The organism is Lentisalinibacter salinarum, assembly GCF_040706555.1.
Lineage (GTDB): Bacteria > Pseudomonadota > Gammaproteobacteria > Steroidobacterales > Woeseiaceae > Lentisalinibacter > Lentisalinibacter salinarum.
The window spans coordinates 864074-890535 of sequence record NZ_JAPDRH010000002.1 but is presented as its reverse complement, the minus strand read 5'-3'; the positions used below and the strand labels follow the sequence as shown (position 1 = coordinate 890535).

The following is a 26462-nucleotide window of genomic DNA, read 5'->3' as shown; positions in this document are numbered from 1 at the left end:
CTTCAGGCCCGAAACCCCGACCCCCTAAAACCCGAGCCCGTCCCTGAACGCCTCGGCATACCGGACCGACTCCCGTTCCAGGATCGCTGCCCGCCAGTCGCGCATGGCCGGCGGCGGTGCCGCCCCATCACTTGCGCCATGCGCCTCGACGGCGCCGAGGGTGGTGTAGAAGGTGTGGAAGGCGATCTCCAGCAACGAGAATCGGTCGCCGAAGAAGTACGGCCCTTCGAGCCGCGGGACGAGGACGGCGGCCTCGAACCAGTCCAGTTGCTCCTCGAGACGGGCGATAGCGGCATCACGCTCGTCCTTGCCCGACCGCGCGATCGTCGTGAGCTGCGGCAACAGTCGGTTGTCGCAGTAGTGGATCCACTTTCTCGCTGCAGCGCGGTCCCGCGGGTCGTCTGGCAACAGGGGCGGCTGCGGAAAGCGCTCCTCGATGTATTCGTTGATGATGTTGGATTCGAAGACGATGGTTGCTCCGTCCACAAGGACCGGCGTCTTGCCGTAGGGCGTAGCGGCTAGAAACTCCGGGAGTTTGTTGCCGCCGGCATCGACGGCGGGGATGGCGGTGAATTCCACGCCCTTCTCGCGCAGGGCCGCGTAGTTCCTGACGGCCCAGCCGCAGCCGCGGCCGGTATAAATGCGGATTTCAGACATGTCGCATCCCGGCTGTGCGCCGCTCACGCGCCTCCAGTCTGCGCCGGATTATGCGGTGACGGCTGGCGGTGATCGGGAAGAAGAAGGCGAGGACGGTGGCGGCCAGATTCAGGAGGATGGGAACGCCGAGGAAGGCGATGAAGAAGCCGGCGAGTGCCAGGCCCTGGTTGTGCGCATCCGGGTCGAAACCGAATGCGGAGGCGAGCATCAGGGCCAGGCCCGCGCCCGCACCGAGCCCGATTTTCTGGAACAGCGTGATCAGCGAATAGTAGTTGCCGGCGTTGTTGCTGCGGGTCTTCAGCGTGTCGTAGTCGACGACGTCGGCCATCAGCGCGTAGTAGGCGACCGTGGATCCCGCCGAGAACAGGGCGGACAGGCTGAAGACGGTGAACATCGCCGGGTACGCCGCTTCGCCGGGCCGGATGAAGCCCATGGCGACCAGCGTCGCCACCGTGCTCAGATTGCAGAGCGCGAGCATCCGGTGCTTGCCGATTTTCGCGCCCACGACGCCCCAGAGCGCCGCGCTCGCCACGCCGATGGTGGCCACGGCCAGGCCGATGTGACTGAAGCGCTCGGGGATGCCGAGGTAGTTGGCGATGAAGAAGAAGTACAGCCCGGCGACCATGCCGCTGGCGATGGCGCTCGCGAGCATCAGCACCGAGAAGTAGCGCATCGGCCGGTTGGAGGCCAGACCGCGGAATGCGGTCTTGAGGTCGGGGGTCCGGGCCACCCCGACGTGACCCTGGGGTACACGGACCACGGCCCAGGTGACGCTGACGAAGATGAGGCCGACGACGACCCAGGACAGGAAACGGGTGACCTCCGGCGTGATCTCCGTCGTGGCGAAGATCGGCAGAAAGGGCCCGCTCCAGAACAGGACGTAGCCCAGGTAGATGGCGGTCGTGCGGAAGCCCGAGATGCGTGAGCGTTCGCTGTAGTCGGTGGTCAGCTCACTGAGCCAGGCGCCGTGGGGGATCTCCACCATGGTCCACCCGAGATAGACGGCGATCGATGCCAGCAGGAAGTACACGGCGCCGGTGTCGGGCCCCGGGCGGAACCAGAAGAGGACGCCAACCATGCAGAGCAGCCCGCCGAAGATGATCCAGGGTTTGCGCTTGCCGAGGCGCGAGTCGGTCTTGTCCGACAGCAGGCCGATCAGCGGATCGGTGACGCCGTCGAGCACCCGGCTTGCAACCAGGATGATGCCCAGCACGGCGAGATCGATGTCGGCGACGGTGGCGTAGAGCCCGGGCAGGATGGACAGCGCCGGCGTGTGCAGCATCCAGATGGGGACGAGCGGCGCGGAGTAGGCCGCAACCGTCGTGGCGCCGACGCGTTGGTTCAACGGCCGAAACGGTACGTCGCTTCGAGTCCTACGGTGCGCGGACGTATGGTGTTGGCCCGTACGGCCTGGCCGGCCTCCGGCGTGCCGACGGCGCCCCCGGAGAAGACGTTCAGCCAGGGTGCCTTGTCGGTGACGTTGTCCACGTAGAGTTTCAGCTGCCAGCTGTTCCAGTTCGCGCCGGCCGAGAAGTTGACGACGTTCTGGGACGGCACGGTGACGTTGCCGTCGTTGCCGTTGAAACCGAACGTGGAGGTGGAGGCCTTGTGCCAGTAGTTCGCACGGACGAATGCGTCGGCGTTCGGCGTCAGGGCGAACTGGTAGCCGACGTCCAGGGACCAGGTATCGGTCGGCGTGCGCCGCAGTTCGTCACCCTTGCTGATGGTGACGCGCGTCCCGGGGAAGAGCTGGGCGTCGTCCTGGAACTCGTTCTCGGTCCACGCGTAAGTGAGCGCGGCGTAGACGCCCGGTGCGATCAGGTCCTGGGTGACGATCTCGATCTCGGCACCCATCGCCTCGAGGTCGGGCGCGTTGGTGGTGAAGAACCCCTGGCCGAATGCGCCTGCCGTGTCGCTCTGTACGACCGCCTGCACTTCCTGCCAGTCGAGGAAGTAGACGGCGGCGTTCAGGATCATGCGGTTGTCGAGCAGGGTCGATTTGACGCCTGCCTCGTAGCTCACCAGCGTGTCCGGGCCGAACTCGAAGAACTCCTCGGAGATGCCGAAGAGGTCCTCGCCGACGAAGGTGTTGAAGCCGCCGAAGCGGAAGCCTTCGGCGCGGGAGCCATAGACCATCAGGTCGTCGGTCGCCCGGTATTCGATGGCGATCTTGTGGAAGAAGTCGCTGTCGGAGGCCACACCATTCGTGACGAAGCCGAAGTCTGCGCCGCCGATCAGGAATACCTCCTGGTTATCCACTTCCCAGTCGAAGAAGCGTCCGCCGACCAGAACCGTGAGCTTGTCGGTGAGGTCGTAGCTGACCTCGCCGAACAGGGCCCGGTCGGTGAGGATCTTCAGTCCGCCCTGGGTGAGGCCCTCCGCAGGGGAAGGGTCGTCGAGGGAGGCGAGGCTGTAATCGATGGTCTGGTCGAAATCGTCGTACTCGTCGTAATAGAGCCCAACGATCCACTGCAGCCGGCCGCCGCCGGCGGAGGCGAGGCGCAGTTCGTGAGTGGTCGCTTTCTCGTCGATGGTGGTCGTGACCTGCTGCAGGAATCCGAGCTCGTCGTTGAAATCGGTGTAGAAGCCGTCGTTGGTGTAGCGGGAGCCGTTGTAGGAAACGGTCGCCCAGCCGAGGTCGTAGTCGACGATGAGATTGAACAGGTCGTAATTCTGCTCGGCGGGGCCGGCATCGGACGGCTGATCCACCTGGAGGCCGCCCAGGCTGATATCGAAATAGGTCGGTGCGTCCGCCTCGAGATCGTTGCCGTGCCAGATGGCGGTGACGCTCAGCGAATCGGTGGGCTGGTACAGCGCCGACAGACGCCACGCGGTTTCCTCGACGTCGTTGATGCCCTCGGTGCCGGTGCGGATATTCTCGATGTAGCCCGCCTCGTCGATACGCTGAGCAGCGAGACGCACCGCGAACACATCCTCGGCCAGTGGCACGTTCACGTAACCGCTCAGGCGGCTGCTCGTGCCGCTGTCGCCGCTCGTGCCGTAGACGTCGCCCTGGACTTCCGCGTCGAAGCCGGCGGGGTCCGGACGATTGGAGCGGAAATAGATGAGACCGCCGATGGCTTGTGCGCCCCAGAGCGTGCCTTGCGGGCCGCGCAGCACGGCGACTTCGCCGATGTCGAAGAAGCGGTAGGTATTGCCGAAGTGCGGCGCGCCGTCCAGATACTGGGCCACCACGCCCTCGGTATTGTCGGCGACGGCGGACAGCCCGCGGATGGAAGCGACCTCGTTGCTCCGGCCCGGGCCGCCGTCGTTGATGAAATTTGTGCCCGGCACCTGCACGATGAAGTCGTCGAAATCGAGGACGTCGAGGCGCTCGAGCTTGGTGGCGTCGAAGGCGGTGATGCTCGCGGCGAGGTCCTGGACGCTGCGGGCAGATCGTTTGTCGGCCGTGACGAGTATCTCCTCGATGACCGTGGCATCCGAGTCGATCTCCTGAGCCGAGACCGGTGCGGCGACGGCGCCGGAGACGGCGAAGAGTGCGGCGCCCGCTCGGCGGATCAGGCGAGAGGTGAAAGAACGCATTTGCAGCCCCCTGGCGCCGGCCTCGGACCGGCACGGTCAGTTCCCGGAAATAGCTCGAGAAGAAACATACCGTACAGACGTATTGTTTGTAAAGAAGCGCTGGTCAGCCCCGTCGGCCGGCCTCCAGATAGGCCTTCAGCATGGCGACGACCAGTTCGAATCGTCGGTCCGTGGCCGGGCCGTCGGCGTCGGAGGCGAGGCCTCGCATCAGATAGCAGGCGATGCCGACGAGGTCCCGCGGATGTTCGGCGGCCGCGAACTCTGGGAACAGCTGCTCGTACTCGCGGCTCATCTCCTCGTCGTCGATGGCGGTCATCTCGCGCTGCAGCGCGGCGATTTCCTCGTTGGTACGCATCGCCACCTCGATCTCGAGCGCGGTGGCGTACCAGGTCTCGAAATCCTCCCGCAGAACCTGCAGCCGGTCCTCGAGCGAGAGACGGTCGGTATCGGCCCCGAGCAACTTCTCCTTGAACCGGTTCAGGCGCTGGCGATAGAACCAGACGATGGCGCTGGCGATCAGCTCGTTCTTGGTGGGGTAGTGGTGCAGCAGAGCGCCGCGCGAGACGCCGGCCTCCGCGATGATGGAGCTGATGGAGGTGGCCGCAAAGCCGTCCCGACCGAGACAGCGCACCGTGGCCTGCAGCAACGCGGTCTGCGTGGATTCGCTGCGCTCCTGCTGGCTGCGGCGGCGTACGGGCGCGTTCCTGGGCATGTCCGGCTTCCTGTCGTGGTCTGCATTAACAGTACGATCATACTATTTAGTCGGTAACGCCTGCGAGACCTCTTGAAATACGGCCATCCAGCTGGCCACCGAACTCCTTCAACTGCCCCGCCGCCCGCAGCGTGCCCTGCTCCCAGTCCCACATCAGGTCGTAGATCTCCCAGGCGGCGTTGCGCAGCTCGCGGTTCTTGCAGGCGGCGTCGAGGTCGAAGTGAGCGAGTGAGGGGCGGCCGTCGATCTCGGTGAACTCGGCCTCCATCCTGGCCACGTCCTCCGCCAGGCGTTCGAGGTAGTTCTGCTCGCGCTCGCGCAATTGACGCTGCTCGTTCCACTTATTGACCTGCAGGCCGACGAAGATGCCGGCCACGACGATGACGAACTCGATGGCGACGGCCAGCCAGTCCTGCTTGCGGACGGAGTAGGCGAGGCGGCGCAGGATCATGTCGGCTTTCCTGTGATCGATGGTTGTCGCGCTATCATACTTGCGTCTCGGGCTGCTCATTAGTCGAGTCGATGCGCTACCTGCAGATCGTCGAGTCCGTGCGCGGGCAGATCCGTGCCGCGCCGACCGCCAGGCTCTCGCTGGAAGCCGCGGCAGCGGACGCCGGCCTGTCCCCGGTTCGGCTGCACCAGATCTTTGCCGAAGTCCAGGGCGAGAACTTCGGCGCGTTCGTCCGCCGCTGCCGGCTCGAGTGTGCCTGCGGTCTCATGCGCGCCTTCCCGGAGTGGTCGTGCACACGCGTGGCGCTGGAGGCGGGCTACTCCGAGAGTTCGGACTTCACCCGCTCTTTCCGGCGCGCCTTCGGCATCGCGCCCAGCCGCTGGGATCGGGTGCGGCCGCTGAACCGGGGTTTGCCGGGGGACGACGGGAATTCGGACGGTGACTCGCCGCTCGCCGTGGGTTTCGCCGATGCGCCGGGCCCGGCCGAGTTCCCGGTGACGATCCGAGAGCGCGAGTCCTGCCGGGTGGCGGTGCTGGAGGTGCGCGCGGCGCACGAGGGCGATAACCTGGCCGCGGCGTTCGACCGCCTGGAGGCGTGGCTCGATGCCCGCGAGCAGCGCCGTCCCGGGCGCTGGTTCATGGGACTCAGTCAGGACAGCGACCTGGAGACCCCGGCAGAGCTGTACCGCTACGAGCTGGCGCACGCCGTGGATGACGATGTCGCGGCGGACGATGGCATCCTGATCCGGGTCCTGCCGGCGACCACCGCTGCGGTGTTGCCGTGCCGCGGCGGCCCGGACGAATTCGTCGCGGCCTGGGATCATCTGCTGCGCGTGTTTCTGCCGGCCGGCGCCTGGCGCCAGGGCAATGGTCCCGCGATGGAGGTGTACTACAACGATCCGCGCCGACACGGGATGCGCTACTGGGACATGGACTGCGTGCTGCCCGTGGCCGCCGCCGCTTAAAATCTGTCAAGCAGCCGTCGCGTCCGCGGCGGACAATAGACACATCGTGTTGCTTGGCAAGGGGAGAGCAGCCATGAACGAGAAGAATGATCCGCTGGCGTTCCTGCTGGGGCTGGCCGACGGCCGCTGGCAGGGGGAGGAGGAGATCGTGGTGGATCCGTCGGCCGGGCCGATGCAATTTACCGGCAAGCTGCACAACGAACGGACTCTCGGCGATACGGCACTCGCGGGCAGCTACACCCAGAGCCGCGACGGCGAGACGACGATGCACTGCCACACGGTGATCCGTCTCTCCGCCGACGGCGAGGCGGTGATGACCTGGGTGCCGTCCGAGGGCGAACCGCAGATCTTCCGCGGCCGGTTCAACGGGCCGGTACTGGAAGTCAGCCGCAGCGACGACGACGGCGCCCGCCACACCATCACCGAGGACTTCGGCGACGGCAAGACCATGACGAACGTCATGACGGTGACCCCGCCCGGCGGCGAACCGATGACGGTATTCACCGGCCGCTATACGAAGCTCGGTCCGGTCGCCGGCCGCGAGGTGTGGCGGGACCTGACCATCCGCGACGCGGCCGGCGCGCGGCCGTTCTACGAGGCGGTGCTGGGCTGGACGCCGCAGCCCGTCGACATGGGCGGCTACGACGATTACAACATGCTGGACGCCGAAGGCGAGGTGGCCGGCGGCGTCTGCCACGCCCGCGGCGGCAACGCCGACCTGCCGCCGGCGTGGCTGCTGTACTTCGCGGTGCCGTCGCTGGAGAAGGCCATCGCGGCGGCAGAGGCAAACGGCGGCAGGGTGGTCGCCGGCCCGAAGGGCTTCGGCGGCTTCAGCTACGCCGTACTCGCCGACCCGGCGGGCGCGCAATTCATCGCCTGCGAACAAAAGGTCTGATTGGGCGTAGGAGGGCCTTCAGGCCCGATCATGGATCGGGGCTAAAGCCCCTCCTACATGTCTTGACGAATCAAGATATGTCAGGCTAGCATCCTTTCCATGGCAGCCATCAAGATCAGTTCCAAAGTCGACGAGAAAGTCTGGGCGGAACTCCGCGCCATGGCAGACGAGTCGCACCAGAGTGTCTCGGGCCTGCTGACCGAGGCCATCAGCGAGTACCTGCAGCGCCGGCGCGTGCGTCCCGACGTGCTGAAGCATCTCGACGATTCCATCGACGAGAACCGCCGGCTCGGGGAGCTTCTTGCCCGCTAGCAGCCGGGTCCTGTTCCTCACGGCCGATGAGGTGCTGGCGATCCACGAGTCCCTGATCCGCGAATTCGGCGGCCCGCCGGGCGTGCGCGATCAGGGCCTGCTCGAGAGTGCCCTGTTTCGCCCGCGCACCGGTTACTACGAAGACCTGGCGGAGATGGCCACGGCGCTGTTCGAATCTTCACTGATGAACCATCCCTTCGTGGACGGCAACAAGCGCGTGGCCTTCTTCGCCACCGACGTCTTCCTGCGCCTGAACGGCTGGAAGCTCCGGGTGGAAGCGGACAGCGCCCACGGATTTCTCATCGGGCTGCTCGAACAGGGCGAATGCGATTTCGCGCGCCTGCTGCCCTGGCTCCGGCAACACCTCGTTCGATGCTGAAACTCTTCTCCATCCTCGTCGGCTTTTACCTCCTCTTCGTCGGCCTCGTCTACGCGATGCAGGGCCGTCTGCTCTACCTTCCCAACCTGCCGGGACGCGAACTCGATGCCACGCCGGCGGACATCGGCCTCGCGTACGAGGACGTGCAATTCACCGCTGACGACGGCGTGAAGCTGCACGGCTGGTTCGTGCCGGCGACAGAGACCGCCCGCGGCACGCTCCTGTTCTTCCACGGCAACGCGGGCAATATCTCGCATCGGCTGGAGTCCGTCCGCCAGTTCCACGGCCTGGGACTGGACGTGCTGATCGTCGACTACCGGGGCTACGGCCGCAGCGAGGGCAGTCCGTCGGAGCGGGGCACGTACCGGGACGCGGAGGCGGCCTGGCAGTACCTCACGGAGGAGCGCGGCGTGGCGCCGTCGCGCATCGTGGTGTTCGGGCGCTCGGTGGGCGGCGCGGTCGGTGCCTGGCTCGCGGCGAACCGGGAGGCGGGCGCGCTCATCGTGGAGTCGAGTTTCTCGTCGCTACCCGCGCTGGCCGCCGAACTCTATTGGTTTCTGCCGGTGCGCTGGCTGAGCCGCTTCCGCTATCCCACGGCCGAGTACGTGGCCGATGCGGACTGCCCGGTGCTGGTGATCCACAGCCGCGAGGACGACATCGTGCCGTTCCACCACGGCCGCGACATCTACGAGTCGGCCGGCGAGCCGCGCGAGTTCCTGGAACTGTCCGGTCCCCACAACGGCGCCCACGTGCTGAGCGAGAAGCGCTACCTGGGAGGGCTGGAGGCGTTCCTCGCGGCGGCACTGTCGCCCACGTAGGAGGGCCTTGAGGCCCGATTTTGTATTGAATCGGGGCTAAAGCCCCTCCTACCAGCCCCTCCTGCCAGCCCCTCCTACGCGCAATCGCCCTCAGAAGAACACCAGACACCGCGTCTCGATACTCTCCCGCGGAGCCGCCCCCGCCGGCGCCGAGGGATCATCGAAGGAGGAATGCAGCGTGAACCGCGTACGCCCGTCGGTGGCCGAGTCGAAGGTCTTGAACACCAGCGCCTCGTCCGGCTGCATGCGCGGATAGTAGTACCAGCGCTGCTCCGGGTGGTGCAGCGCCACCTGCAGTTCGCCGATGCGGTCCTCGCCGCGCCGCTCCACGGCCACGAGGTCTTCCTCCCTGACGGTCGTCGCATCGGCCATCACCAGCGGATGATTCAGCACGGCTCCGGCGGTGGAGCGCCAGACGTTGATGATGGCGAAGCGGCGCGCGAGCAGGCGTTCGGCTTCCTCCGGCGCGTCTGCGTAGTGGTCGCGCAGACGCTTCACGCCGGAGCGCGCGGTGTAGTCGTTGTGCACGATGGCCGCCGGGTCTCGAATATTGCGCTCGCGCTGGCGCTCGAGGGACGAGGCACGGCGGGTGTCGTCGAAGATCTCGACCCGTGCCGCGCCGGTGAGCCGGGTCAGCAGCGTCCTGACCTCTTCGTGATGCAAGGCCGCGATCTGCTCGTCGTCATGGAAATCGGTGACTGCTGTCGGCTGCGCGACCAGCATGAAGCCCTCGGCATCGAGACGCGTGTCCCCTAGATGCGACCGGGCGTCGTGGACGGCGACCTCCCGGGTGGTGAAATTGCCGAGGTGTTCGGTGCTGTCGCCGCCGCCTTTCGACGGCACGTAGGCGAGCGGCCCGTCGAGATCGGCCAGGAACTTCAGCCGGGCGGTGACGGGCCCGGTCCGCCGGCGCATCGGCCCTGAAGTCCCTCCTACCATGATTCTTTCATCGGCCGCAGGTCCACCTCGAAGCTCCACGCCGAGCGGGGCTGCTGCGTGAGCCGGTAAGCCGCCTCCGCGATATGGCGCGGGTCGAGCCGCTTGCCCTCCTTCGTTTCCGCGCTGTCCGGCTCGCCGACGACGCCGTCGATGATCAGCACAGCGACGTGGATGCCATGGGGCTGGAGGTGCTTCGCCATCGACTGGGCGAGGATGCGCTGCGCCGCCTTGGCCGGCGCGAAACCGGCCGTCTTCGGTATGCCGCGGAGCGATGCGGTGGCGCCGACGAAAACGATGTCGCCTGCGCCTTTCTCTTTCATGTCCGGGATGACCTGCTGGGCCGTGACGAGCCCGCCCAGCGCATTTACCCGCCAGCCGTGCTCGAACTCGGCGACAGTAAGTTCCTCGACGCTCTTCCAGCTGCCGCTGCCGGCGTTATAGATCAGAACGTCGACCGGACCGAGATCCTCGCGGATGCGGCGGAAGGTGGTCTCGACGGCATCCGGGTCGGTGGCATCGCAGGCATAGGCGCGGGCGTCGGCCAGTTCGCCGGCGAGCCGCTCCGAAAGATCCGTGGAGCGGGACAGCAGCGCCACGGCATAGCCCTCGGCGTCGAACGCCCTTGCGAAGGCCTCGCCGTTGCCGGGACCGATGCCGACGACCGCACAGACGGGTTTGGTCATGGGTTCTCTCTCCCTGATTCTGGTCTGCTTCCTGCATTGCATGCTAGCAGGCCGGACGCGCCGCGGCAGCCGGCCCCGGCGTCAGACGGCCAGGTCCCGGATGTGATGCAGTTCTTGGCGCCCACGGTACATCTGCCGTACAACAGCTCGGGTGCCGGCTGCAAACGGGAGGGCACAGCCATGAGTGACAAGGACAAAAACGGGCAGGTCGACGATTACGATCTCGACGACACGATCAACCGGCAGATGACGACGTCCGGCGTGACCGGAATCGTGCGCGTGCTGCGCGAGCACGCGGGCGATTACCCGGCCGAGGCCGAGCAGGCGGAGAAGGACGAGTCCTGAACGCTTCCCGGCCCGGTCAGGCGGGCGCCGGCGAGAAGTACAACTGCGCCAGCAGGGCGAGATGCGCGGCCGAGTGGGCGATGATCACGATCCACAGGTTGCGCCCGCACAGCAGGAACGCGATTCCCCAGACGATTCCCATGACGGTGGTGACCACCACACCGCCGACGCCCCACTGGAAGTGCACCGAACCGAACACCAGCGCCTGAAGCAGCACCGCGATCAGGGCGCTGCCCGGCAGCGGGCCGAGCAGACGCGACAGCCGCTCGATGAGGAAGCCGCGATACAGCACCTCCTCCGGGATCGCCGCGGTCAGCGGCAGCACCAGCGCCATGGCCAGCACCCCGAACAGATTGCCGCGCAGGGCGTCGTAGCGGGAGAGGTCCGGCTCGGGGACATGCAGGAACTGGCCCACGAGCAGGGGCACGGGGCCTTGGGCGACGATGTAGGCGGCGAGGATCCCGACCACCCACAGCGGAACGGTGGACCAGCGCCGTGGCTCCCTGAAGCCGAGATCGGCCAGCGTACCGCCGCGATGCCGGGTCATTAGCACCGCCGCGATGGCGCCGGCCAGCACGGCGACCACGCCACGTGCCTCCGCGCCCCACGGCAGGAACCCGGCGGCAGCGCTCTCGGCGGCAAATGCGGCTGCGGAGATTGCCGCGACGAGCAGGATGTCGGTGCCGGCGCGGAGGCGGTCCGCGGACTCGTCCCGCGCCGTCGGAGTTGCCGTGTCGTATTCCATGCTGCGGCCTTGCAATAACAACGTTATCGTTTAAAATAACAGCGTTATATGAGCAGGGTCAACACCAGAGACAGGATCAAGGAGGCCGCGCTGGCGCTGTTCGCCGAGCGGGGCTTCGCCGGCACGTCGATAGGGGCCATCGAGGAAGCCGCCGGCCTCGCACCGCGGGCCGGTGCGTTCTACCGGCATTTCTCCGGCAAGGAGGCGCTGTTCGTGGAGCTGGCGCGGGAGCGCATCACGGAGACGCCGGACGAGCTCGATCTCGACGCCGTCGGCGAGCTGGGTGACACAAGGGCGGAGCTGGTGGCGCTGGCCCGGCGCTTCGAGGCCGCCACGGAGCGCCAGCGTCCCTGGCGCCGTCTGATCGAGGAGCTGCGGCTCACCGAAGACGGTCGTGCCTTCGAGGCGGAGGCCAACGAGGCGATGCTGCGGGCGCTGATGGGCTGGGTGGCGGACAGGCCCGCCGGCCGCGGACTCGACGAACCGGCACTCGCGGCGCTGACCATGACCGTGTTCGGCGGCTGGCTGTTCTATCTCTCGAAACGGGCGCAGGGCTTGGAACTCGATGTGATCGAGCGGCCCGCGATGCTGGCCGGCTGGGCCGAGCGCGCCGCCGCGCTCCTCGACGCCGCGCCTACAGGCCCCCGGTCCGTTCGATGAACGCGCGCACCTCGGCCACGTTGGTGCCGTCCTTCATGTTCGTGAACAGGAACGGCCGCTCGCCGCGCATGCGGCGCGCGTCCCGGTCCATCACGCCGAGGTCGGCGCCCACCAGCGGGGCGAGGTCGATCTTGTTGATGACCAGCAGGTCCGAGCGGGTGATGCCCGGGCCGCCCTTGCGTGGGATCTTGTCGCCGGCGGAGACGTCGATCACGTAGATGGTGAGATCGGCCAGTTCCGGCGAGAAGGTGGCCGCCAGGTTGTCGCCGCCGGACTCGATGATGACGAGGTCGAGATCCGCGAAGCGCCGGTGCATGTCGGCGACGGCCGCCAGGTTCATGGAGGCGTCCTCGCGGATGGCGGTGTGCGGGCAGCCGCCGGTCTCCACGCCCATGATGCGCTCGGCTGGCAGCACCTCGGCACGGGTCAGGAATTCGGCGTCTTCCCGGGTGTAGATGTCGTTGGTGACGACGGCGACAGAGTAGTCCCCGGCCATGCTGCGGCAGAGCGCCTCGGTGAGCGCAGTCTTGCCCGAGCCCACCGGCCCGCCGATGCCTACGCGCAGGGGTCCGCTATTGCTCATGATCCTATCGCTCATGACCGGAATAACCTCGTGTACTGGATTTCGTGTTTCATGGAGGCGACGTCGACCATCGGCGTCGACGAGGAGACCTCGTCCATCGGCGTGGACGCCGCGCGTTCCACTGCGGCGAGACAGACCGGCATCAGCTCGGCGGTGATGCGCTGGCCGTCGGTCTGGCCCAGCGGGATCAGCCGCACGGCGGCCGATACCAGGTTCGCCGCGTAGGCGTGGGCGTGAGCCGTGAGGGTCTCCGACCGGCCGATGCCGTGGCTTCGCGCGACCGCGCCGACGGCGACCGCGTGAACGACTTCGTCCCGGGGCAGTTGCGCCAGTGCGTCGGTGGCCGTGCAGGGCCAGGCGTCCGCCGTGACGCTCGCGAATGCCCGCCCCTGGGCCGTGCTCTCGAGGCGCAGTTCGGCGGTGCCCTGGAAGGCGAGTGACAGCTCGTTGAGTTCGCGCAGTTCGCGTAGCGCGGCCGGGCGGCCGGCGTCCATGTCCCAGGCCGCCGCGACGAACACGAGGTCTGCGTAGCCGTTGCCCACCGACATGACGGTGGCGATCCAGTCCCGGACGTCGTCCCGGTCGCGGACCAGGCCGGCATCGACGGCGTATTCGAGGCCGTGGGAAAACGCGTACGCGCCCACCGGATACGCGGGAGAGAGCCAGGACATCAGGCGGAACAGCGCGTCACTCATGGCCGTGGCCGTCGTCGTGCAAGTGATGCGAATGGCCCGCATAGGCGCCGCCCTCGGGGTGGAACGGCGCATCCGTCGTGCGGGTCTCGGCGCCGAGGCCCGCGAGCATGTCCAGGATGACGTGGTCGTAGCGGATGCGAAGGGTGTCGCTGACGATCTGCGTGGGCAGGTGCCGGTTGCCCAGGTGCCAGGCGATGCGCAGCAGTTGCTCGGGCGATTCCGCGCGGACGTCGATGACCCGTTCGGGTTTCGCGCGGACGCGCACTGCGGTGCCGTCGCTGAGCGCGAGGCCGTCGCCCTCGGCGAGGGCGACCGCCTTCGGCAGGTCCAGCATGAACTCCCGCCCGGATTCCGTGCGCATGGCGATGCGGCGGCGGTGCCGGGCGTCGTAGTCGAGCTCCACCACGTCGGCGTCCGCCGGCGGATCGGCGATGACGCGCTGTGCCCGCGGCAGGGTCATTGCCGGCACCGGGTCAGTACAGGAAGTAGCGCTGGGCCATCGGCAGTTCCGTGGCCGGTTCGCAGGTGAGCAGCTCGCCGTCGGCGCGCACCTCGTAAGTCTCCGGGTCCACCTCTATGGCCGGGCAGTAGTCGTTCAGCCGCATGTCCGCCTTGCCGATGCCGCCGCGGGTGTTGCGCACCGCCAGCGTCTGCTTGGCCAGTCCCAGGGTCTCGCGGATGCCGGCGTCCTGGGCGGCCGCCGAGACGAAGGTCACCGCGCTCTCGTGCATGGCGCGGCCGTAGCTCGCGAACATGGGCCGGTAGTGCACCGGCTGGGGCGTGGGGATGGAGGCGTTCGGGTCGCCCATGGGTGCCGCGGCAATACTGCCCATCTTGATGACCAGGTCCGGCTTCACGCCGAAGAAGGCGGGCGACCACAGCACCAGGTCGGCGAGCTTGCCTTCCTCCACGGAGCCCACGTAGTCGGCGATGCCGTGGGCGATGGCCGGGTTGATGGTGAACTTGGCGATGTAGCGACGCACGCGCAGGTTGTCGTTGTCGCCCCGCTCCCCGGGCAGGCGGCCGCGCTGCTTCTTCATCTTGTCGGCGGTCTGCCAGGTGCGGATCAGCACCTCGCCCACCCGGCCCATGGCCTGGCTGTCCGAGGCGATGATGGAGAACGCGCCCAGGTCGTGCAGGATGTCCTCGGCGGCGATGGTCTCGCGGCGGATGCGGCTCTCGGCGAAGGCGATGTCCTCCGGGATGGACGGGTCGAGGTGATGGCAGACCATGAGCATGTCCAGGTGCTCGTCGATGGTGTTTACCGTGTAGGGCCGCGTGGGGTTGGTGGAGGAGGGCAGCACGTTCGGCTGGCCGCACACCCGGATGATGTCCGGCGCGTGGCCGCCGCCGGCGCCCTCGGTGTGGAAGGCGTGGATGGTGCGGTCATTGAAGGCCGCTATCGTGTCCTCGACGAAGCCGCTCTCGTTCAGCGTGTCGGTGTGGATCATCACCTGGACGTCGTAGTCGTCAGCCACGGACAGGCAGCAGTCGATGGCCGCCGGCGTGGTGCCCCAGTCCTCGTGCAGCTTCAGCGCGCAGGCACCGCCGAGCACCTGTTCCTCCAGCGCGGCGGGCAGCGAGGCGTTGCCCTTGCCGGCGAAGGCGAGGTTCATTGGGAAGGCGTCGGCGGCCTGCAGCATGCGGCCGATGTGCCAGGCGCCCGGCGTGCAGGTCGTAGCATTCGTGCCGGTGGCAGGGCCGGTGCCGCCGCCCAGCATCGTGGTGACGCCGGACATCAGCGCCTCCTCGATCTGCTGCGGGCAGATGAAGTGGATGTGGGCGTCGAAGGCGCCGGCGGTCAGAATCTTGCCTTCGCCCGCGATCGCCTCGGTGGTCGGGCCCACCACGATGTCGACGCCGGGCTGGGTGTCCGGGTTGCCGGCCTTGCCGATCTTCGCGATGCGCCCGTCGCGGAGCCCCACGTCGGCCTTGTAGATGCCGGTGACGTCGACGATCAGCGCGTTGGTGATCACGGTGTCGACGGCGCCGTCGGCGCGGCCGTGCTGGGACTGGCCCATGCCGTCGCGGATGACCTTGCCGCCGCCGAACTTCACCTCCTCGCCGTAGACGGTGCGGTCGGACTCCACCTCCACGATCAGGTCGGTGTCGGCCAGGCGCACCCGGTCGCCGGTGGTGGGGCCGTACATGGCGGCGTAGGCTGCGCGCGGGATGCTCGCCATCAGATGTCTCCCATGATCTTCTGGTTGAAGCCGTAGATCTTCCGGTCGCCGGCGATCGGCACCAGCGTCACGTCCCGGCTCTGGCCGGGCTCGAAGCGCACCGCCGTGCCGGCGGCGATGTCGAGGCGCCGGCCCCGGGCTGCCTCGCGGTCGAAGTCGAGCGCGCCGTTGGTCTCGAAGAAGTGGTAGTGCGAGCCCACCTGGATGGGTCGGTCGCCGGTATTGGCCACCGTGACGGTGACCGCCTCGGCGCCCGCGTTGATCTCGATCTCGCCGTCGGCGGGGAAGATTTCGCCGGGGATCATGGTGGCCTCCTTGATCGGGGTCTGGCGAATGGGCTTTAGCGAATAGGCTCGTGGACGGTGACCAGCTTGGTGCCGTCCGGGAAGGTGGCCTCCACCTGCACGTCGTGGATCATCTCCGGGATACCTTCCATGACCTGTTCGCGGGTCAGCACCTTCGCGCCTTCGGCCATCAGCGTGGCCACGGACTTGCCGTCGCGGGCTCCCTCGACGACGAAGTCGGAGATGAGGGCGACGGCTTCCGGGTGGTTCAGCTTCACGCCCCGTTCCAGCCGGTTGCGCGCGACCATCGCGGCCAGCGATATCAGCAGCTTGTCTTTTTCCCTGGGGGTGAGATGCATACCGGTCCCTGTCCTCAGCAGTGCCACACGCGTGGCAATGTTATACCAGAGGTCTCGCCGGCCAGCGTGACGAGGCGGGTGAGGCCGGCGCGCATCGCGGCGCCGTCCGCGGCCACGATGCGGAGGACGGCGAGCCCGTCGAGGAGGGTTGCGCCGATGTGGGCACGTTCTTTCACCGGTGATTCGGATGACGACTCGAACTGCGCTTCCCGGGCCGCCGTCACGATGCGGTCGGAGTCCGGTGCGACCACGACCAGGGTCGCGAGGCAGTGCGCGCCGTCGGCCACCGGCCCGCGGGCGAGACTCGTGTCGATGGGCCCGGTGAGCGCGTCGTCCAGGAGGAAATGATCGGCGAAGACGAGGCGGCCGCCGATCCGCAAGCGCCAGCGGTCCGAGACGCGCCCGCGGCTCACGGTCTCGCCCATGGCGCGGCGGCCGAACACCGTGCTCTCCAGCGCCAGCAGGCGGGCGTCCGGCGCCACCTCGATCTCCAGAGAGCGGGCGAGCCGGGCGCCGTCGAAGACGATGGTTTCCTGGGGCAGCCAGCAGGCGACGGCGTCTGCGTCGACGCGGAGCCGGGTCGTCACCCGGGCCGAGCCTCCGCCCGCCGCCCGATAGACGCGCTCCGCCGCCTGGCTCGTCACCGTCGCCCGCGCGCCTCCGCGCCAGTGGATTTCGCTGGTCAGCGTATCGCCGTCGGCGAGGCCGCCCGCGGTGTTCAGTAGCACGGCTTCCGGAGTGCCGTCCTGCTTGCGGGGGAAGCGGACCTTCGAGCAGCCCTGCTGGTACAGCTCGTCGAGACAGGTGCCGGAGGCACGGCATTTGAACGAAATCCGGGCGGTGCCGGAGGAGCGCTGCAGGGCAGGCCCGGCGTCGGCGCTCACGGCGTGCCGGCGCCGGCGGAGGCGCGGGCGGTCTGATCCGCCGTCTCGTCCGCAGCCTCGTCCGCGGCGCCTTCGGTTGCAATAATCTCCAGGAATGCCTCGCCGTAGCGTTCCAGCTTCGCCTCGCCCACGCCGTTGATGCTGAGCAGTTCGGCTTCCGTCTTCGGCCGGTGCTCGGCCATCTGCTGCAGCGTGGCGTCGTGGAAGATGACGTAGGGCGGCAGGTCGAGCCGGTCGGCGATCTCCTTGCGGCGCTTGCGTAGCGCCTCGAACAGCGACTGGTCTGCCGGTGCGAGATCGGCGGCGGCATCCCGGCGCTGCTTCTTCTCCGTCTTCAGCTTGCGGTCCTCGCGCAGCCGGAGCTCGATCTCGCCGCGCAGCAGCGGCCGGCTCCGGTCGGTGAGCACCAGCGCGCCGTAGCGGCTCTGGTCGGATTTCAGGTAGCCCTGCACGATGAGCTGGCGCACCACCGAGCGCCAGGCGGGGCCTGCCAGCTCGGTGCCGATGCCGTAGACCGAGAGCCGGTCGTGGCGGTGTTGGGCGATCTTGTCCGTGGTTTTGCCCAGCAGCACGTCCACCACGTGGGCGGCGCCGAAACGCTGGCCGGTGCGGTAGACGGCGGAGAGCAACTTCTGCGCCGCCTCGGTGCCGTCCCAGGTGGCCGGCGGGTTCAGGCAGTTGTCGCAGTTGCCGCAGTCTTCAGTGAGCTCGTCGCCGAAGTAGGCCAGCAGCGGGCGGCGGCGGCACTCGGTGACCTCGCACCAGCCGAGCAGCGCGTCCAGCTTCTGGCGGTCGTGGCGCTTCCTGTCTTCGTCCGCCTCGGAGTCGTCCACCATCTGGCGCAGGCGCACGACGTCCTGCAGGCCGTAGATCATCCAGGCCTCGGCCGGCTCGCCGTCGCGCCCGGCGCGGCCGGTCTCCTGGTAGTAGGACTCGATGCTCTTCGGCAGGTCGAGGTGCGCCACGAAACGAACGTCCGGCCGGTCGATACCCATGCCGAAGGCGATGGTGGCCACGACAATCACGGATTCCTCGGTAAGGAAGCGGTGCTGGTGATCCGCGCGCATCTCGGCGGACAGACCGGCGTGGTAGGGGAGCGCGTTGTGGCCCTCGCGTTGCAGCGCCTCGGCAATGCTCTCCGTCTTCTTCCGCGACAGGCAGTAGACGATGCCTGCCTCGCCGGCGTGGCCCTGCAGGAACTGGGTCAGCTGGCGGCGGGTGTCCGACTTCGGCTGCACCAGGTAGCGAATGTTCGGGCGGTCGAAGGGGCTGACGAAGACGGCGGGATCGTTCAGCGCGAGGCGCTCGACGATTTCCTCGCGCACGATCGGCGTCGCGGTGGCGGTCAGCGCCAGCCGCGGCACGCCGGGGAAGAGGTCGCCGAGGGTGTCCAGCGCCAGGTAGTCGGAGCGGAAGTCATGGCCCCACTGGCTGACGCAGTGCGCCTCGTCGATGGCGATCACCGACAGCGGAAGCTCGGCCAGCAGCGCCTGGGTGTGGGGCTGCACCAGGCGCTCGGGCGCGACGTAGAGCAGCTGGATCTCGCCGGCCTTCAGGCGGGCGATGACGTCCCCCTGCTCCTCCCGGCTCACGCTCGAGTTCAGGAATGCCGCCTCGATGCCGAGCTCGTGCAGGGCACGGACCTGGTCCTGCATGAGGGCGATCAGCGGCGAGACCACCAGGCCGACGCCGCCGCGCACCAGCGCCGGGATCTGATAGCAGAGCGACTTGCCGCCGCCGGTGGGCATGAGCACCAGCGCGTCGCGGCCGGCCAGCACGGCCTCGATGACCGCGGCCTGATCGCCGCGGAAGCGCTGGTAACCGAAGACGTCGCGAAGGGTCTGGAGGGCAGGATCGGGCATGCCACGAATGATCGCACAGCCCCGGGAAGATTGTAGGAGGGCCTTCAGGCCCGACTTTCACGAAAAACAGAATTGCGCCGGTATCCCTCCGCGGTTCAGGGTTGCCAGCGGCGCCCTCACGGTGTGATACCCGAGGTCCCGTGCCCGGCTGCAGATTGCAGCAATTGGGAGAGCCGGGCGCGGGGCCTCGGGACCACTGCCAGAATGCCCCTCAGGCGGCTTTGGCCGCGACCGGGTCGTCGCGGACGATGACCGTGTTGGCCACGAGGGTGATTTCGTCCGCCGGCATGCCGACTCGGCCGGCATGGTCGCGGATCGCCTCGGGACTCACGGCCTGATAGATGCACACGGTGCCCAGCGTTCCGTCGTCTTCCTGTACGACGTAGGACCGGATCCATCGCACCTGATCCGGCATGTCCTCGTTACCGATCTTCGCGGAGCGGCTGGCAACGGTCTCCAGCTCGGCAGCTGACTTCCAGGCGTTGCGGCGGCGTATGGCGTAAGTTTGCATGGTATCTCTCCTTTGAATCATTTCAATGCGCTTCAGTTTCTTCGCGGTTCGGGTGATCCCTCACGCGATGAATACAGGTTAGAGATGCCTGGACGAACCTTCCTTCCCGTATTCTTACCGAGGGCATATCATTGGCTGACGCCCAGCACCATGGATCGCCGGATCCGGGAGTGTCATGGTTTGTCGATTCGGTCAGTTCGAGCTAGACGAGGACCTCCGTGAACTGCGGCTGAACGGGGAAGAGGTCCCGCTCCAGCCACGGGTTTTCGATCTGCTGGCCCTGCTTTGTCGCAATCGTGATCGGGTGATGGGCAAGGACGAACTGATGGATGCTCTGTGGCCGAACGTCGTCGTCGGCGACGGTTCTCTGCAGCGGGCAGTGAGTCTCGCGAGGTCTGCGCTGAAGCGGGGCGGACTCGGTAGCGCCATCCGCAACTACGCCCGTCAGGGCTACCGACTGTGCCTGGACGAGGAATCCGAAGACGCCTCTGACGAGCAGGATTCCCTGGCACTCGCGAGAGCAAGCTTCGAACGCCGTGACTGGGACGGTGCCGTCGCCGCCTACCAGAAGGCCGACGAAGAGCGTGCGCTCGACGCCCGGGACCTGGAGCGACTGGCAGATGCGTTGCAGTGTTCCGGGTGCGCGGAGGAGAGTGTGGCCGCACTCGAGCGCGCGGTGGCCGCGTGGTCCGCGACGGGGGAATGTACGAGCGCGGCGCGTGTGGCGCTGCGACTGGCAGAACTGAGCTTCGAGGCGGCGCGCATCCCGGTGGCGCAGGGCTGGCTGACTCGCGGACGTCGTTATCTCGAAGGATGCGAGGAAGGCCCCGAGCACGGTTTCGAGGCCTACATCAGTGCTCGCATCGCCGTCGGTACCGGCGACCCGGCGGCGGCCGTGGCGCATGCCCGCCGCGGGATGGAGATTGCCCGCCGCCTTGGCAGCGAGGAGATCGAGGCGCTCGCGCTGGTCTTCCTGGGCTATGGCGAGATCGCGCTCGGCGATGTCGAAGTCGGCATGCAGCATGTCGACGAGGCCGCTGCGGCCGTACTCTCGGGCCGCGTCGGGCGCCACGCCGGAGGCGTCGTTTACTGCGGACTGATCTGGGTCTGCTGCAATCGCGGTGACTGGGAGCGCGCGGCCCAGTGGAGCGAGACTTTCTCGCGCTGGTGCCAGCGCGAGGGCATGACGCGCTTCTCCGGGCTATGCCAATTGCATCGGGCGGAGGTACTCAGCGTGAGCGGCGAGGCGGCCGAAGCGGAGCGGGAGCTGCACATCGCCTGCGATCAGTTGGCGAGTTTTTCCCCTTTTGCCGCCGGGGACGCCTATCGGATTCTCGGCGACCTGCACCTGATGCGAGGTGATCTCGAGGAAGCCGAGAACGCATTTCGGCGTGCCCACGACCTGGGCTGGGAACCCCAGCCGGGTCTCGCCCTGCTGCAGGCCGAGCGAGGAGATGCCGGGACGGCACTTCGCGGCCTGCGACGGTCTCTCGAAGATCGTAACTGGAGCATGCGCCAGCGCCGCGGACTGCTGCTGGCGGTCTTCGTCATCATCGCCGCCCAGCATGGTGACGAGGACGCCGCCCGGTGGGCCATGGAGGAACTCGAACAGCACCCCGAGCTGTGGGTGACGGCATTCCACAATGGCGCCGTCGCCCGGGCACGGGCCGAGCTCGCGGCGCTCGGAGGCGATACGGGGCGGGCGGTGGCGGAGATGCGCGATGCCGTCCGCTGCTGGCAGGCGGCAAGAGCGGGCCTGAATCTCGCGACATGCCGGTTAAGGCTGGCGCGACTGCTGGCGGCTTCGGGCGATGCCGCTGGTGCCCGGCTCGAGCTCGAGGCCGCGGAATCCTGTTTCCGGGAATTCAGGGCGCCCGCGAGAGCTGCCGAGTGCGCCGTGCTGAGAAAATCGTTGGCCTGACGTCCGTCTGACGAAGGGACGGGCGTCGCGATCGCGCTTCAGGTCTCTCCGCCATGCGGCTACGCGCGTTTGCGCCCCCGGGACTGATTATTCTGCCGGCGCGGCGGCCCGTTGCGCCGCGGCTGCGGCCGCGGCTTGCGTGCCGTCTGCAGCGGCTCCGGGCGGATGCGCGGGTCCGGTTCGTAGCCCGGGATCACTTCCTTGTCGATGCGGACATTCAGCAGCCGCTCGATGTCGCGCAGCAGTTTGTCTTCGTCCACGCAGACGAGAGAGACGGCATGGCCGTCCAGGCCCGCGCGGGCCGTGCGGCCGATGCGGTGCACGTAGTCCTCGGGCACGTGGGGCAGCTCGTAGTTCACCACGTGGGGCAGGCTGTCGATGTCGAGGCCGCGGGCCGCGATGTCGGTGGCCACCAGCACCCGGATCCTGCCGGACTTGAAGTCCGCGAGCGCCTTGGTGCGCGCGCCCTGGGACTTGTTGCCGTGGATGGCGGCCGCGTCCAGGCCGTCCGCCGACAGCTGCTTCGACAGCCGGTCGGCGCCATGCTTCGTGCGGGTGAACACCAGCACCTGGCGCCAGTCCTCCGCGCCGATGCGGTGGGACAGCAGTTCGCGCTTGCGCGCCTTGTCCACCGGGTGCACGAGCTGGGTGACACGGTCTGCCGTCGTGTTGCGCGGCGCCACCGAGATCTCCACCGGCGAGCTCAGGAAATCCGCGGCGAGGCTGCGGATCTCCGGCGAGAAGGTGGCCGAGAACAGCAGGTTCTGCCGTTGCGTGGGCAGCAGCTTCAGGATCTTGCGGATGTCGCGGATGAAGCCCATGTCGAGCATGCGGTCCGCCTCGTCGAGGACCAGAATCTCGACGCCCGAGAGGTCGATGGTGCGTTGCTCCACGTGGTCGAGCAGCCGGCCCGGCGTGGCGACGACGATGTCCACCCCGTCGCGCAGGCGCTTGATCTGCGGGCGGATGCTGACGCCGCCGAAGATCTGCAGCGAGCGCGTGGGCAGGTGGCAGCCGTAGTTCCTGACGCTCTCGCTGACCTGGGCGGCGAGTTCCCGCGTGGGCACGAGTATCAGGGCACGGATGCGGCGCTTGCCGCCGGGCCGCGATGCCATGAGCCGCTGCAGCAGCGGCAGCGTGAAACCGGCGGTCTTGCCGGTGCCCGTCTGGGCGCTGGCCAGGATGTCCCGGCCTTCGAGGATGGGGGGTATGGCCTCGCGCTGGATGGGGGTCGCCTCACGGTAACCCTGTTTTTCGACAGCACTCAGCAATTCGGCCGAAAGGCCGAGTTCAGAAAAAAGCATGGATAGTTACTCCGATTCGTCTGACCCGCAGCACGACGGAGTCGCGCACGGTTCGGCCCAGACTGGATTCTTTGGGTGTGGCTCCGGAAGCGCAGGGTGCGCTGCGGAGTGATTGGCGCCGACCGATGGGCGCCAGGCTGCGCGCACTGTACCACAAGAGCGGCAAGGTAGGAGGGGCTTTAGCCCCGAATCACGTAGGAGGGCCTTCAGGCCCGATGCATGATGGCCTTCAGGCCCGACCCACTGACGCACCGCCGCCGAACCACCGGATCAGTTGCCGGTGCACGCCCTCGTCGGAGAGGAGATCCATATGGCTCGTCTCGGGGAACACCCGACAATTCTCCGGGCGTATGTGCAGCCGCCGCAGCTCGTCGTTGTGGGCACCGGTCGCGCTGCCGAGCCGGACCAGGAAATCGCCCAGGATGACGCTCGCCGGATCGTGTTCGTGGCGGCCCACCGCCGCGGCCACGAAGTAGTAGTCGACGTCGTCGAGCAGTGGCACCGGGCGTCGCGGATCCTGCAGCGGATTCCGGGGGTCGTCCTGGTCCCGGTCCTCGTCGAGCAGATTGCCGTGCCGCAGATCCTGGATGCCGGCGCTGCGCTTGCGCCCGAGCATCAGCGGCTCGGTGTACTGGATCGTCTCGGCGACCCGGTCGACGAGACTGCCGGCTTTCTCCAGCGCGGAGCCGTGGTGGGGAGTGCCGAGGCAGACGACGCGGTCCAGCCGATCGAGCCATTGCCGGTCGCTCTCACCCACGTAATGACAGGCGCTGCGTATGACCAGGCCGCCCATGCTGTGACCGATGAGGCTGAGAGATTCCACCGGCACCGGCCATGCGGCGCAGAGCCGCTCGAGTTGCTCCGCCAGCTCGCGTCCGTTGGTGGCGATGTGCCGGCCGGAGTTGTAGTGCAGATAAACGGGCGTCCAGCCGAGTTCGTCCCGCAACCGGTCACCGGCCGAGGGTGAGGATTTCCGCCACCAGCTGTACGGGGACATGCAGAGGCCATGCACGAACACCGCGACGCGCGGGCTGGCGTCGGGCACCGCCTCGGCCAGATCGCTGCGGGTCGGCTCCAGCGCGACCTCCGGCGTGGAGAATCCCATGGTGATGGCGAGGGGGTTGGAGGTGTCTTCGAGATGATCGCCGCAGACGCCGTTCACGGCGGATATCCAGGCGGCGTCGTTCCGGGCTGTGCGCGGCGCAGCTTCCTGAGGATACAGGGTGCGCAGCGACAGATCCGTGCCTTCCCGGACGGCGCCGTTGACGCCGCGAATGATGGAGTAGATGCCGCTCGCGATGAGGCCGCGGGCGCGGGTGGGTCCCGCGGGGCGGGGCATGAAAGGAAGGGGATGGCGGGCGATCGTCTCGTGCATCCGCTCCACCGTATCGACCAGGCCGGCGACGGAGTCGAAGCCGAGGCGTGTCAGACCGCGCACGTTCCTGAGGGATGTGGCCATGGGGATATCCTCGGTGACTTCGGGACGGTGACTTCGGGACGGCGATTCGGGGGACGATTATTTCGCCAGCGAGTCCAGGCAGTCCGGGCAGAGGAAGACAGGCCGGGCGGACAGAGGTACACCGACGGCCGCCTGGTCTCCCCGCCGGAGTACAGTGTTGCATTCGTGGCAGACGCCGTTGACGTTCAGTGTCAGCTCCTGCCAGCCGACGATCGCCGAGTCTTCCTCTTTCGTCTCCACTGTCCCCGGCTCGCCATCCGCACCTTGCGGGGCCGCTCCGCCCAGCGCCCGGGCGATGCCGGTGCTGTCGTTGACCACGTCCTCGACCAGATTGAACGTATTCAGCAGCACGTTGCGTACGATTGCCGAGACCGAGAGCCCGAACTCGCCCGCGCGGGTGTGTAACTCCTCATCGAGTTCCTCCGGTATCCTTGCCTGGACGATCCTGTCCTTCTTCCTGCGGTGTTTCGTCTTCCTGCGCGCGGTACGCTTCGCCACGTCAAGGAGTCTCCTGTTCCGATTCTTGTATTACAATGTATGACAAATTGCACTGCTGTCAAATTTGCCAATACGGGCGGGGGTGAGGCGTAAAGATCTGGGTGGATGCCGACGCCTGTCCCGTCGTGGTGCGGGAGATTTTGTTCCGTGCCGCGAAGCGCACCGGGGTCGAGGTCACGCTGGTGGCGAATCAGCCGGTGGCGACGCCACGGCTTGCCAACGTCAACGCGCTGCAGGTCTCCCGCGGATTCGACGTGGCGGACAACGAGATCGTGAAACGGGTGCAGCCCGGCGATCTCGTCATCACCAGCGACATACCGCTGGCGGCCGAGGTGATCGCGAAAGAGGCCCATGCGCTGAGTCCCCGCGGCGAGCTGCACACCAAAGCGAACATCGGCGCGCGGCTCAATATGCGCGACTTCATGGACACGATGCGCTCGAGCGGCGTGGAGACGGGCGGGGGTCCTGCGGCGTTCAGCCAGCGTGACAAGCAGGAATTCGCGAATCACCTGGATCGTTTGCTGACCCGGCACCACCGGACGGACTGAAGCCGGCGGCGCAGCCGGCTCGGTCTCAGTCGACCCCCCACTCCCGCAAGTGACGCTCGGCCTGCTCGACGAGTTTCGCGATGCGGTCCTCGTGGCCGATCTCGGGGTGCTCGATGTAGTAGTTCGCAGTGAACTCGGTGGAGCGGTTGGCGCCGTCCTTCGGACCCTTGATGCCCGTGATCACGAACAGCGTGCTGCGGTTGCCTTCCTCGAAGACGAAGGCGAGGTCGCCGAGGTCCTCGCGTACCTCCTTCAGCGGCGCATTGCCCTGGGCGAAGGTGGCATTGAAGATGATCTGCCGGCGCTCGACCTTGTCCACATCGAACATGTCCGACAGCATGAACTTGAAGGCGTAGCCGACGCTGCCGCGCCCGCCGCCGGTGCCCCCGTACAGGCACTGGCTCCAGAAAGTCGGGATGTGCTCGGAGGCTGCATGCTTGCGCACGGCCGGGGCATTCAGCAGGCCTTCGGCCGTGCGTTCCGTCAGGTAGGGATCGGAACACGCGTTCGGGGTTTCGGCGAAGAGCGGGTCGTCATCTCCGGCTGCATCCGCGGCGGCGATCCCGGTGCCCGGCTCGTAGTAGATGAGGAACTCCACGGTGGAGACGAGTTCGCCCTGATAGGCGCACTGGTGTACCTCCGCGAGGATCACCCGTTCCTCGACCGGCGCATAGGTCCGGAAGTCCGCCTTGAAGATGTGGCCACTGGCGTCCGCCAGTCGATGGCTATACTCGCCGGTCGTGCGCCGGCCGCGCGGATCGGTGCGGCTCACCGTGCATTCGATATCGGTGCCGGGCGTCGCATCCTGATAATCGAACTCGTAGCCGAACCAGGTACACGGGTAGCGCTTGTCCGGCGGGTAGTCGCAGGTCTCCTCGCCGGTGATCAGGATCTTGTGTGCCGTTTCGCAGACGCCGGTCGGCTTCTCGTCCTCGACGCATGCGGCGCCGGACCGCGCCTCGGTCAGCCGGATGCCGGAGGGGTCGTGGTAGAAGAAGCCGGGCTGGATGGATTCGGCGCGGGGCGCGGTACCGGACACGAGCATCGTCGCCAGCAGCAGTGCTGCCGCTGGAATTTGCGCGGGAGCGAGAGTCCCGCGATGCCGCGCCGAGATACCGTTCAAGGCGATCACCTGTCCGGCGGGTGAGCGTCCTTTATCCGCCTGCGGGCGGTGCCTGTCAAATCGCCCGAATGCCATGTAGGAGGGCCTTCCGGCCCGATTAGCGATTCGGAATCGGGCCTGAAGGCCCTCCTACATTAGAATATC

30 protein-coding genes are annotated in these 26462 nt (G+C 67.5%); 9 read left to right on the top strand and 21 right to left on the bottom strand.

Translation table 11 applies throughout. From position 1 onward, the window contains the following. Window positions 1-24: 24 nt before the first annotated feature. From ACJMKZ_RS07145 to ACJMKZ_RS07125, 5 genes are all read right to left on the bottom strand, one after another. On the bottom strand, window positions 25-657 hold the full coding sequence (locus ACJMKZ_RS07145) for a glutathione S-transferase family protein (protein ID WP_405232499.1): 633 nt from the start codon (window positions 655-657) through the stop codon (window positions 25-27). Beyond that, window positions 650-2002: an MFS transporter gene (locus tag ACJMKZ_RS07140; protein ID WP_405232498.1), complete on the bottom strand. Its 1353-nt coding sequence runs from the start codon at window positions 2000-2002 to the stop codon at window positions 650-652. Before ACJMKZ_RS07140 ends, ACJMKZ_RS07145 begins: the two co-directional genes overlap by 8 nt. Continuing rightward, window positions 1999-4200 carry a TonB-dependent receptor gene (locus ACJMKZ_RS07135; protein WP_405232497.1) on the bottom strand — a complete coding sequence of 734 codons (2202 nt, stop codon included), beginning with the start codon at window positions 4198-4200 and terminating at the stop codon, window positions 1999-2001. Before ACJMKZ_RS07135 ends, ACJMKZ_RS07140 begins: the two co-directional genes overlap by 4 nt. Window positions 4201-4303: 103 nt before the next feature. Next, window positions 4304-4912, bottom strand: a complete 609-nt coding sequence (locus tag ACJMKZ_RS07130; protein WP_405232496.1) for a TetR/AcrR family transcriptional regulator — start codon at window positions 4910-4912, stop codon at window positions 4304-4306. A 46-nt stretch (window positions 4913-4958) separates the two neighbouring features. Next, complete coding sequence (locus ACJMKZ_RS07125; RefSeq protein WP_405232495.1) at window positions 4959-5363, bottom strand: hypothetical protein; 405 nt, start codon at window positions 5361-5363, stop codon at window positions 4959-4961. Window positions 5364-5434: 71 nt separating this feature from the next. Here ACJMKZ_RS07125 and ACJMKZ_RS07120 point away from each other — a divergent pair, with 71 nt between their 5' ends. The 5 genes from ACJMKZ_RS07120 to ACJMKZ_RS07100 all read left to right on the top strand — a co-directional run bounded on the left by ACJMKZ_RS07120 (window position 5435) and on the right by ACJMKZ_RS07100 (window position 8732). After that, the gene (locus ACJMKZ_RS07120) at window positions 5435-6328 is read left to right on the top strand and encodes an AraC family transcriptional regulator (RefSeq protein WP_405232494.1); all 894 of its coding nucleotides are present in this window, start codon (window positions 5435-5437) and stop codon (window positions 6326-6328) included. Between the two features lie 73 nt (window positions 6329-6401). Then, the gene (locus tag ACJMKZ_RS07115) at window positions 6402-7223 is read left to right on the top strand and encodes a VOC family protein (RefSeq protein ID WP_405232493.1); all 822 of its coding nucleotides are present in this window, start codon (window positions 6402-6404) and stop codon (window positions 7221-7223) included. Between the two features lie 99 nt (window positions 7224-7322). Then, a complete protein-coding gene (locus tag ACJMKZ_RS07110; protein WP_405232492.1) occupies window positions 7323-7535 on the top strand; it encodes a hypothetical protein in 213 nt (70 codons plus the stop codon). Further along, the gene (locus ACJMKZ_RS07105; protein ID WP_405232491.1) at window positions 7525-7914 is read left to right on the top strand and encodes a type II toxin-antitoxin system death-on-curing family toxin; all 390 of its coding nucleotides are present in this window, start codon (window positions 7525-7527) and stop codon (window positions 7912-7914) included. The genes ACJMKZ_RS07110 and ACJMKZ_RS07105 overlap by 11 nt, the downstream gene beginning before the upstream one ends. Then, the gene (locus tag ACJMKZ_RS07100) at window positions 7908-8732 is read left to right on the top strand and encodes an alpha/beta hydrolase (RefSeq protein WP_405232490.1); all 825 of its coding nucleotides are present in this window, start codon (window positions 7908-7910) and stop codon (window positions 8730-8732) included. The genes ACJMKZ_RS07105 and ACJMKZ_RS07100 overlap by 7 nt, the downstream gene beginning before the upstream one ends. 90 nt (window positions 8733-8822) lie before the next feature. On the opposite strand, the gene ACJMKZ_RS07095 is transcribed toward ACJMKZ_RS07100, so the two are convergent. Together ACJMKZ_RS07095 and ACJMKZ_RS07090 are read right to left on the bottom strand one after the other, a co-directional pair. After that, on the bottom strand, window positions 8823-9647 hold the full coding sequence (locus tag ACJMKZ_RS07095) for a CmcJ/NvfI family oxidoreductase (RefSeq protein WP_405232489.1): 825 nt from the start codon (window positions 9645-9647) through the stop codon (window positions 8823-8825). A 17-nt stretch (window positions 9648-9664) separates the two neighbouring features. Then, a complete protein-coding gene (locus ACJMKZ_RS07090) occupies window positions 9665-10354 on the bottom strand; it encodes an SDR family NAD(P)-dependent oxidoreductase (protein WP_405232488.1) in 690 nt (229 codons plus the stop codon). A 180-nt stretch (window positions 10355-10534) separates the two neighbouring features. Between ACJMKZ_RS07090 and ACJMKZ_RS07085 the strand changes: the two genes are divergently transcribed. Further along, a complete protein-coding gene (locus ACJMKZ_RS07085; RefSeq protein ID WP_405232487.1) occupies window positions 10535-10699 on the top strand; it encodes a hypothetical protein in 165 nt (54 codons plus the stop codon). Between the two features lie 16 nt (window positions 10700-10715). On the opposite strand, the gene ACJMKZ_RS07080 is transcribed toward ACJMKZ_RS07085, so the two are convergent. After that, the gene (locus ACJMKZ_RS07080) at window positions 10716-11444 is read right to left on the bottom strand and encodes a CPBP family intramembrane glutamic endopeptidase (RefSeq protein WP_405232486.1); all 729 of its coding nucleotides are present in this window, start codon (window positions 11442-11444) and stop codon (window positions 10716-10718) included. Window positions 11445-11492: 48 nt separating this feature from the next. Between ACJMKZ_RS07080 and ACJMKZ_RS07075 the strand changes: the two genes are divergently transcribed. Then, on the top strand, window positions 11493-12104 hold the full coding sequence (locus tag ACJMKZ_RS07075; protein WP_405232485.1) for a TetR/AcrR family transcriptional regulator: 612 nt from the start codon (window positions 11493-11495) through the stop codon (window positions 12102-12104). On the opposite strand, the gene ureG is transcribed toward ACJMKZ_RS07075, so the two are convergent. The 9 genes from ureG to ACJMKZ_RS07030 form a co-directional block, all read right to left on the bottom strand. After that, window positions 12079-12687, bottom strand: coding sequence for an urease accessory protein UreG (gene ureG / locus ACJMKZ_RS07070; RefSeq protein ID WP_405232484.1), 609 nt, complete (start codon window positions 12685-12687; stop codon window positions 12079-12081). The genes ACJMKZ_RS07075 and ureG overlap by 26 nt on opposite strands. An 11-nt stretch (window positions 12688-12698) precedes the next feature. After that, window positions 12699-13382, bottom strand: a complete 684-nt coding sequence (locus ACJMKZ_RS07065; protein WP_405232483.1) for an urease accessory protein UreF — start codon at window positions 13380-13382, stop codon at window positions 12699-12701. Further along, complete coding sequence (ureE, locus tag ACJMKZ_RS07060; protein ID WP_405232482.1) at window positions 13375-13842, bottom strand: urease accessory protein UreE; 468 nt, start codon at window positions 13840-13842, stop codon at window positions 13375-13377. The genes ACJMKZ_RS07065 and ureE overlap by 8 nt, the downstream gene beginning before the upstream one ends. Window positions 13843-13855: 13 nt before the next feature. Beyond that, a complete protein-coding gene (gene ureC, locus ACJMKZ_RS07055; RefSeq protein ID WP_405233152.1) occupies window positions 13856-15568 on the bottom strand; it encodes an urease subunit alpha in 1713 nt (570 codons plus the stop codon). Next, window positions 15565-15870 carry an urease subunit beta gene (locus ACJMKZ_RS07050; RefSeq protein WP_405232481.1) on the bottom strand — a complete coding sequence of 102 codons (306 nt, stop codon included), beginning with the start codon at window positions 15868-15870 and terminating at the stop codon, window positions 15565-15567. The genes ureC and ACJMKZ_RS07050 overlap by 4 nt, the downstream gene beginning before the upstream one ends. Before the next feature lie 35 nt (window positions 15871-15905). Further along, window positions 15906-16208 (bottom strand): urease subunit gamma, encoded by a 303-nt coding sequence (locus ACJMKZ_RS07045; protein WP_405232480.1) that lies wholly within the window; start codon window positions 16206-16208, stop codon window positions 15906-15908. Window positions 16209-16222: 14 nt separating this feature from the next. Continuing rightward, window positions 16223-17092, bottom strand: a complete 870-nt coding sequence (locus ACJMKZ_RS07040) for an urease accessory protein UreD (protein WP_405232479.1) — start codon at window positions 17090-17092, stop codon at window positions 16223-16225. Next, window positions 17089-18954, bottom strand: coding sequence for a DNA helicase RecQ (gene recQ / locus ACJMKZ_RS07035; protein ID WP_405232478.1), 1866 nt, complete (start codon window positions 18952-18954; stop codon window positions 17089-17091). The genes ACJMKZ_RS07040 and recQ overlap by 4 nt, the downstream gene beginning before the upstream one ends. 211 nt (window positions 18955-19165) lie before the next feature. Continuing rightward, window positions 19166-19465 (bottom strand): DUF4242 domain-containing protein, encoded by a 300-nt coding sequence (locus tag ACJMKZ_RS07030; RefSeq protein ID WP_405232477.1) that lies wholly within the window; start codon window positions 19463-19465, stop codon window positions 19166-19168. Between the two features lie 175 nt (window positions 19466-19640). Between ACJMKZ_RS07030 and ACJMKZ_RS07025 the strand changes: the two genes are divergently transcribed. Beyond that, on the top strand, window positions 19641-21386 hold the full coding sequence (locus tag ACJMKZ_RS07025) for a winged helix-turn-helix domain-containing protein (RefSeq protein ID WP_405232476.1): 1746 nt from the start codon (window positions 19641-19643) through the stop codon (window positions 21384-21386). 59 nt (window positions 21387-21445) lie between these two features. Here the strand turns inward: ACJMKZ_RS07025 and ACJMKZ_RS07020 are convergent, their stop codons facing one another. From ACJMKZ_RS07020 to ACJMKZ_RS07010, 3 genes are all read right to left on the bottom strand, one after another. Continuing rightward, window positions 21446-22690, bottom strand: coding sequence for a DEAD/DEAH box helicase (locus ACJMKZ_RS07020; protein ID WP_405232475.1), 1245 nt, complete (start codon window positions 22688-22690; stop codon window positions 21446-21448). 229 nt (window positions 22691-22919) lie between these two features. Next, a complete protein-coding gene (locus tag ACJMKZ_RS07015; protein WP_405232474.1) occupies window positions 22920-24149 on the bottom strand; it encodes a lipase family alpha/beta hydrolase in 1230 nt (409 codons plus the stop codon). Between the two features lie 57 nt (window positions 24150-24206). Next, window positions 24207-24647: a hypothetical protein gene (locus tag ACJMKZ_RS07010; RefSeq protein ID WP_405232473.1), complete on the bottom strand. Its 441-nt coding sequence runs from the start codon at window positions 24645-24647 to the stop codon at window positions 24207-24209. Window positions 24648-24742: 95 nt separating this feature from the next. Between ACJMKZ_RS07010 and ACJMKZ_RS07005 the strand changes: the two genes are divergently transcribed. Beyond that, entirely contained in the window at window positions 24743-25195 is a 453-nt protein-coding gene (locus ACJMKZ_RS07005) for a YaiI/YqxD family protein (RefSeq protein ID WP_405233150.1), read from the top strand. Between the two features lie 25 nt (window positions 25196-25220). Here the strand turns inward: ACJMKZ_RS07005 and ACJMKZ_RS07000 are convergent, their stop codons facing one another. Then, window positions 25221-26318, bottom strand: coding sequence for a hypothetical protein (locus ACJMKZ_RS07000; protein ID WP_405232472.1), 1098 nt, complete (start codon window positions 26316-26318; stop codon window positions 25221-25223). Window positions 26319-26462 lie beyond the last annotated feature (144 nt).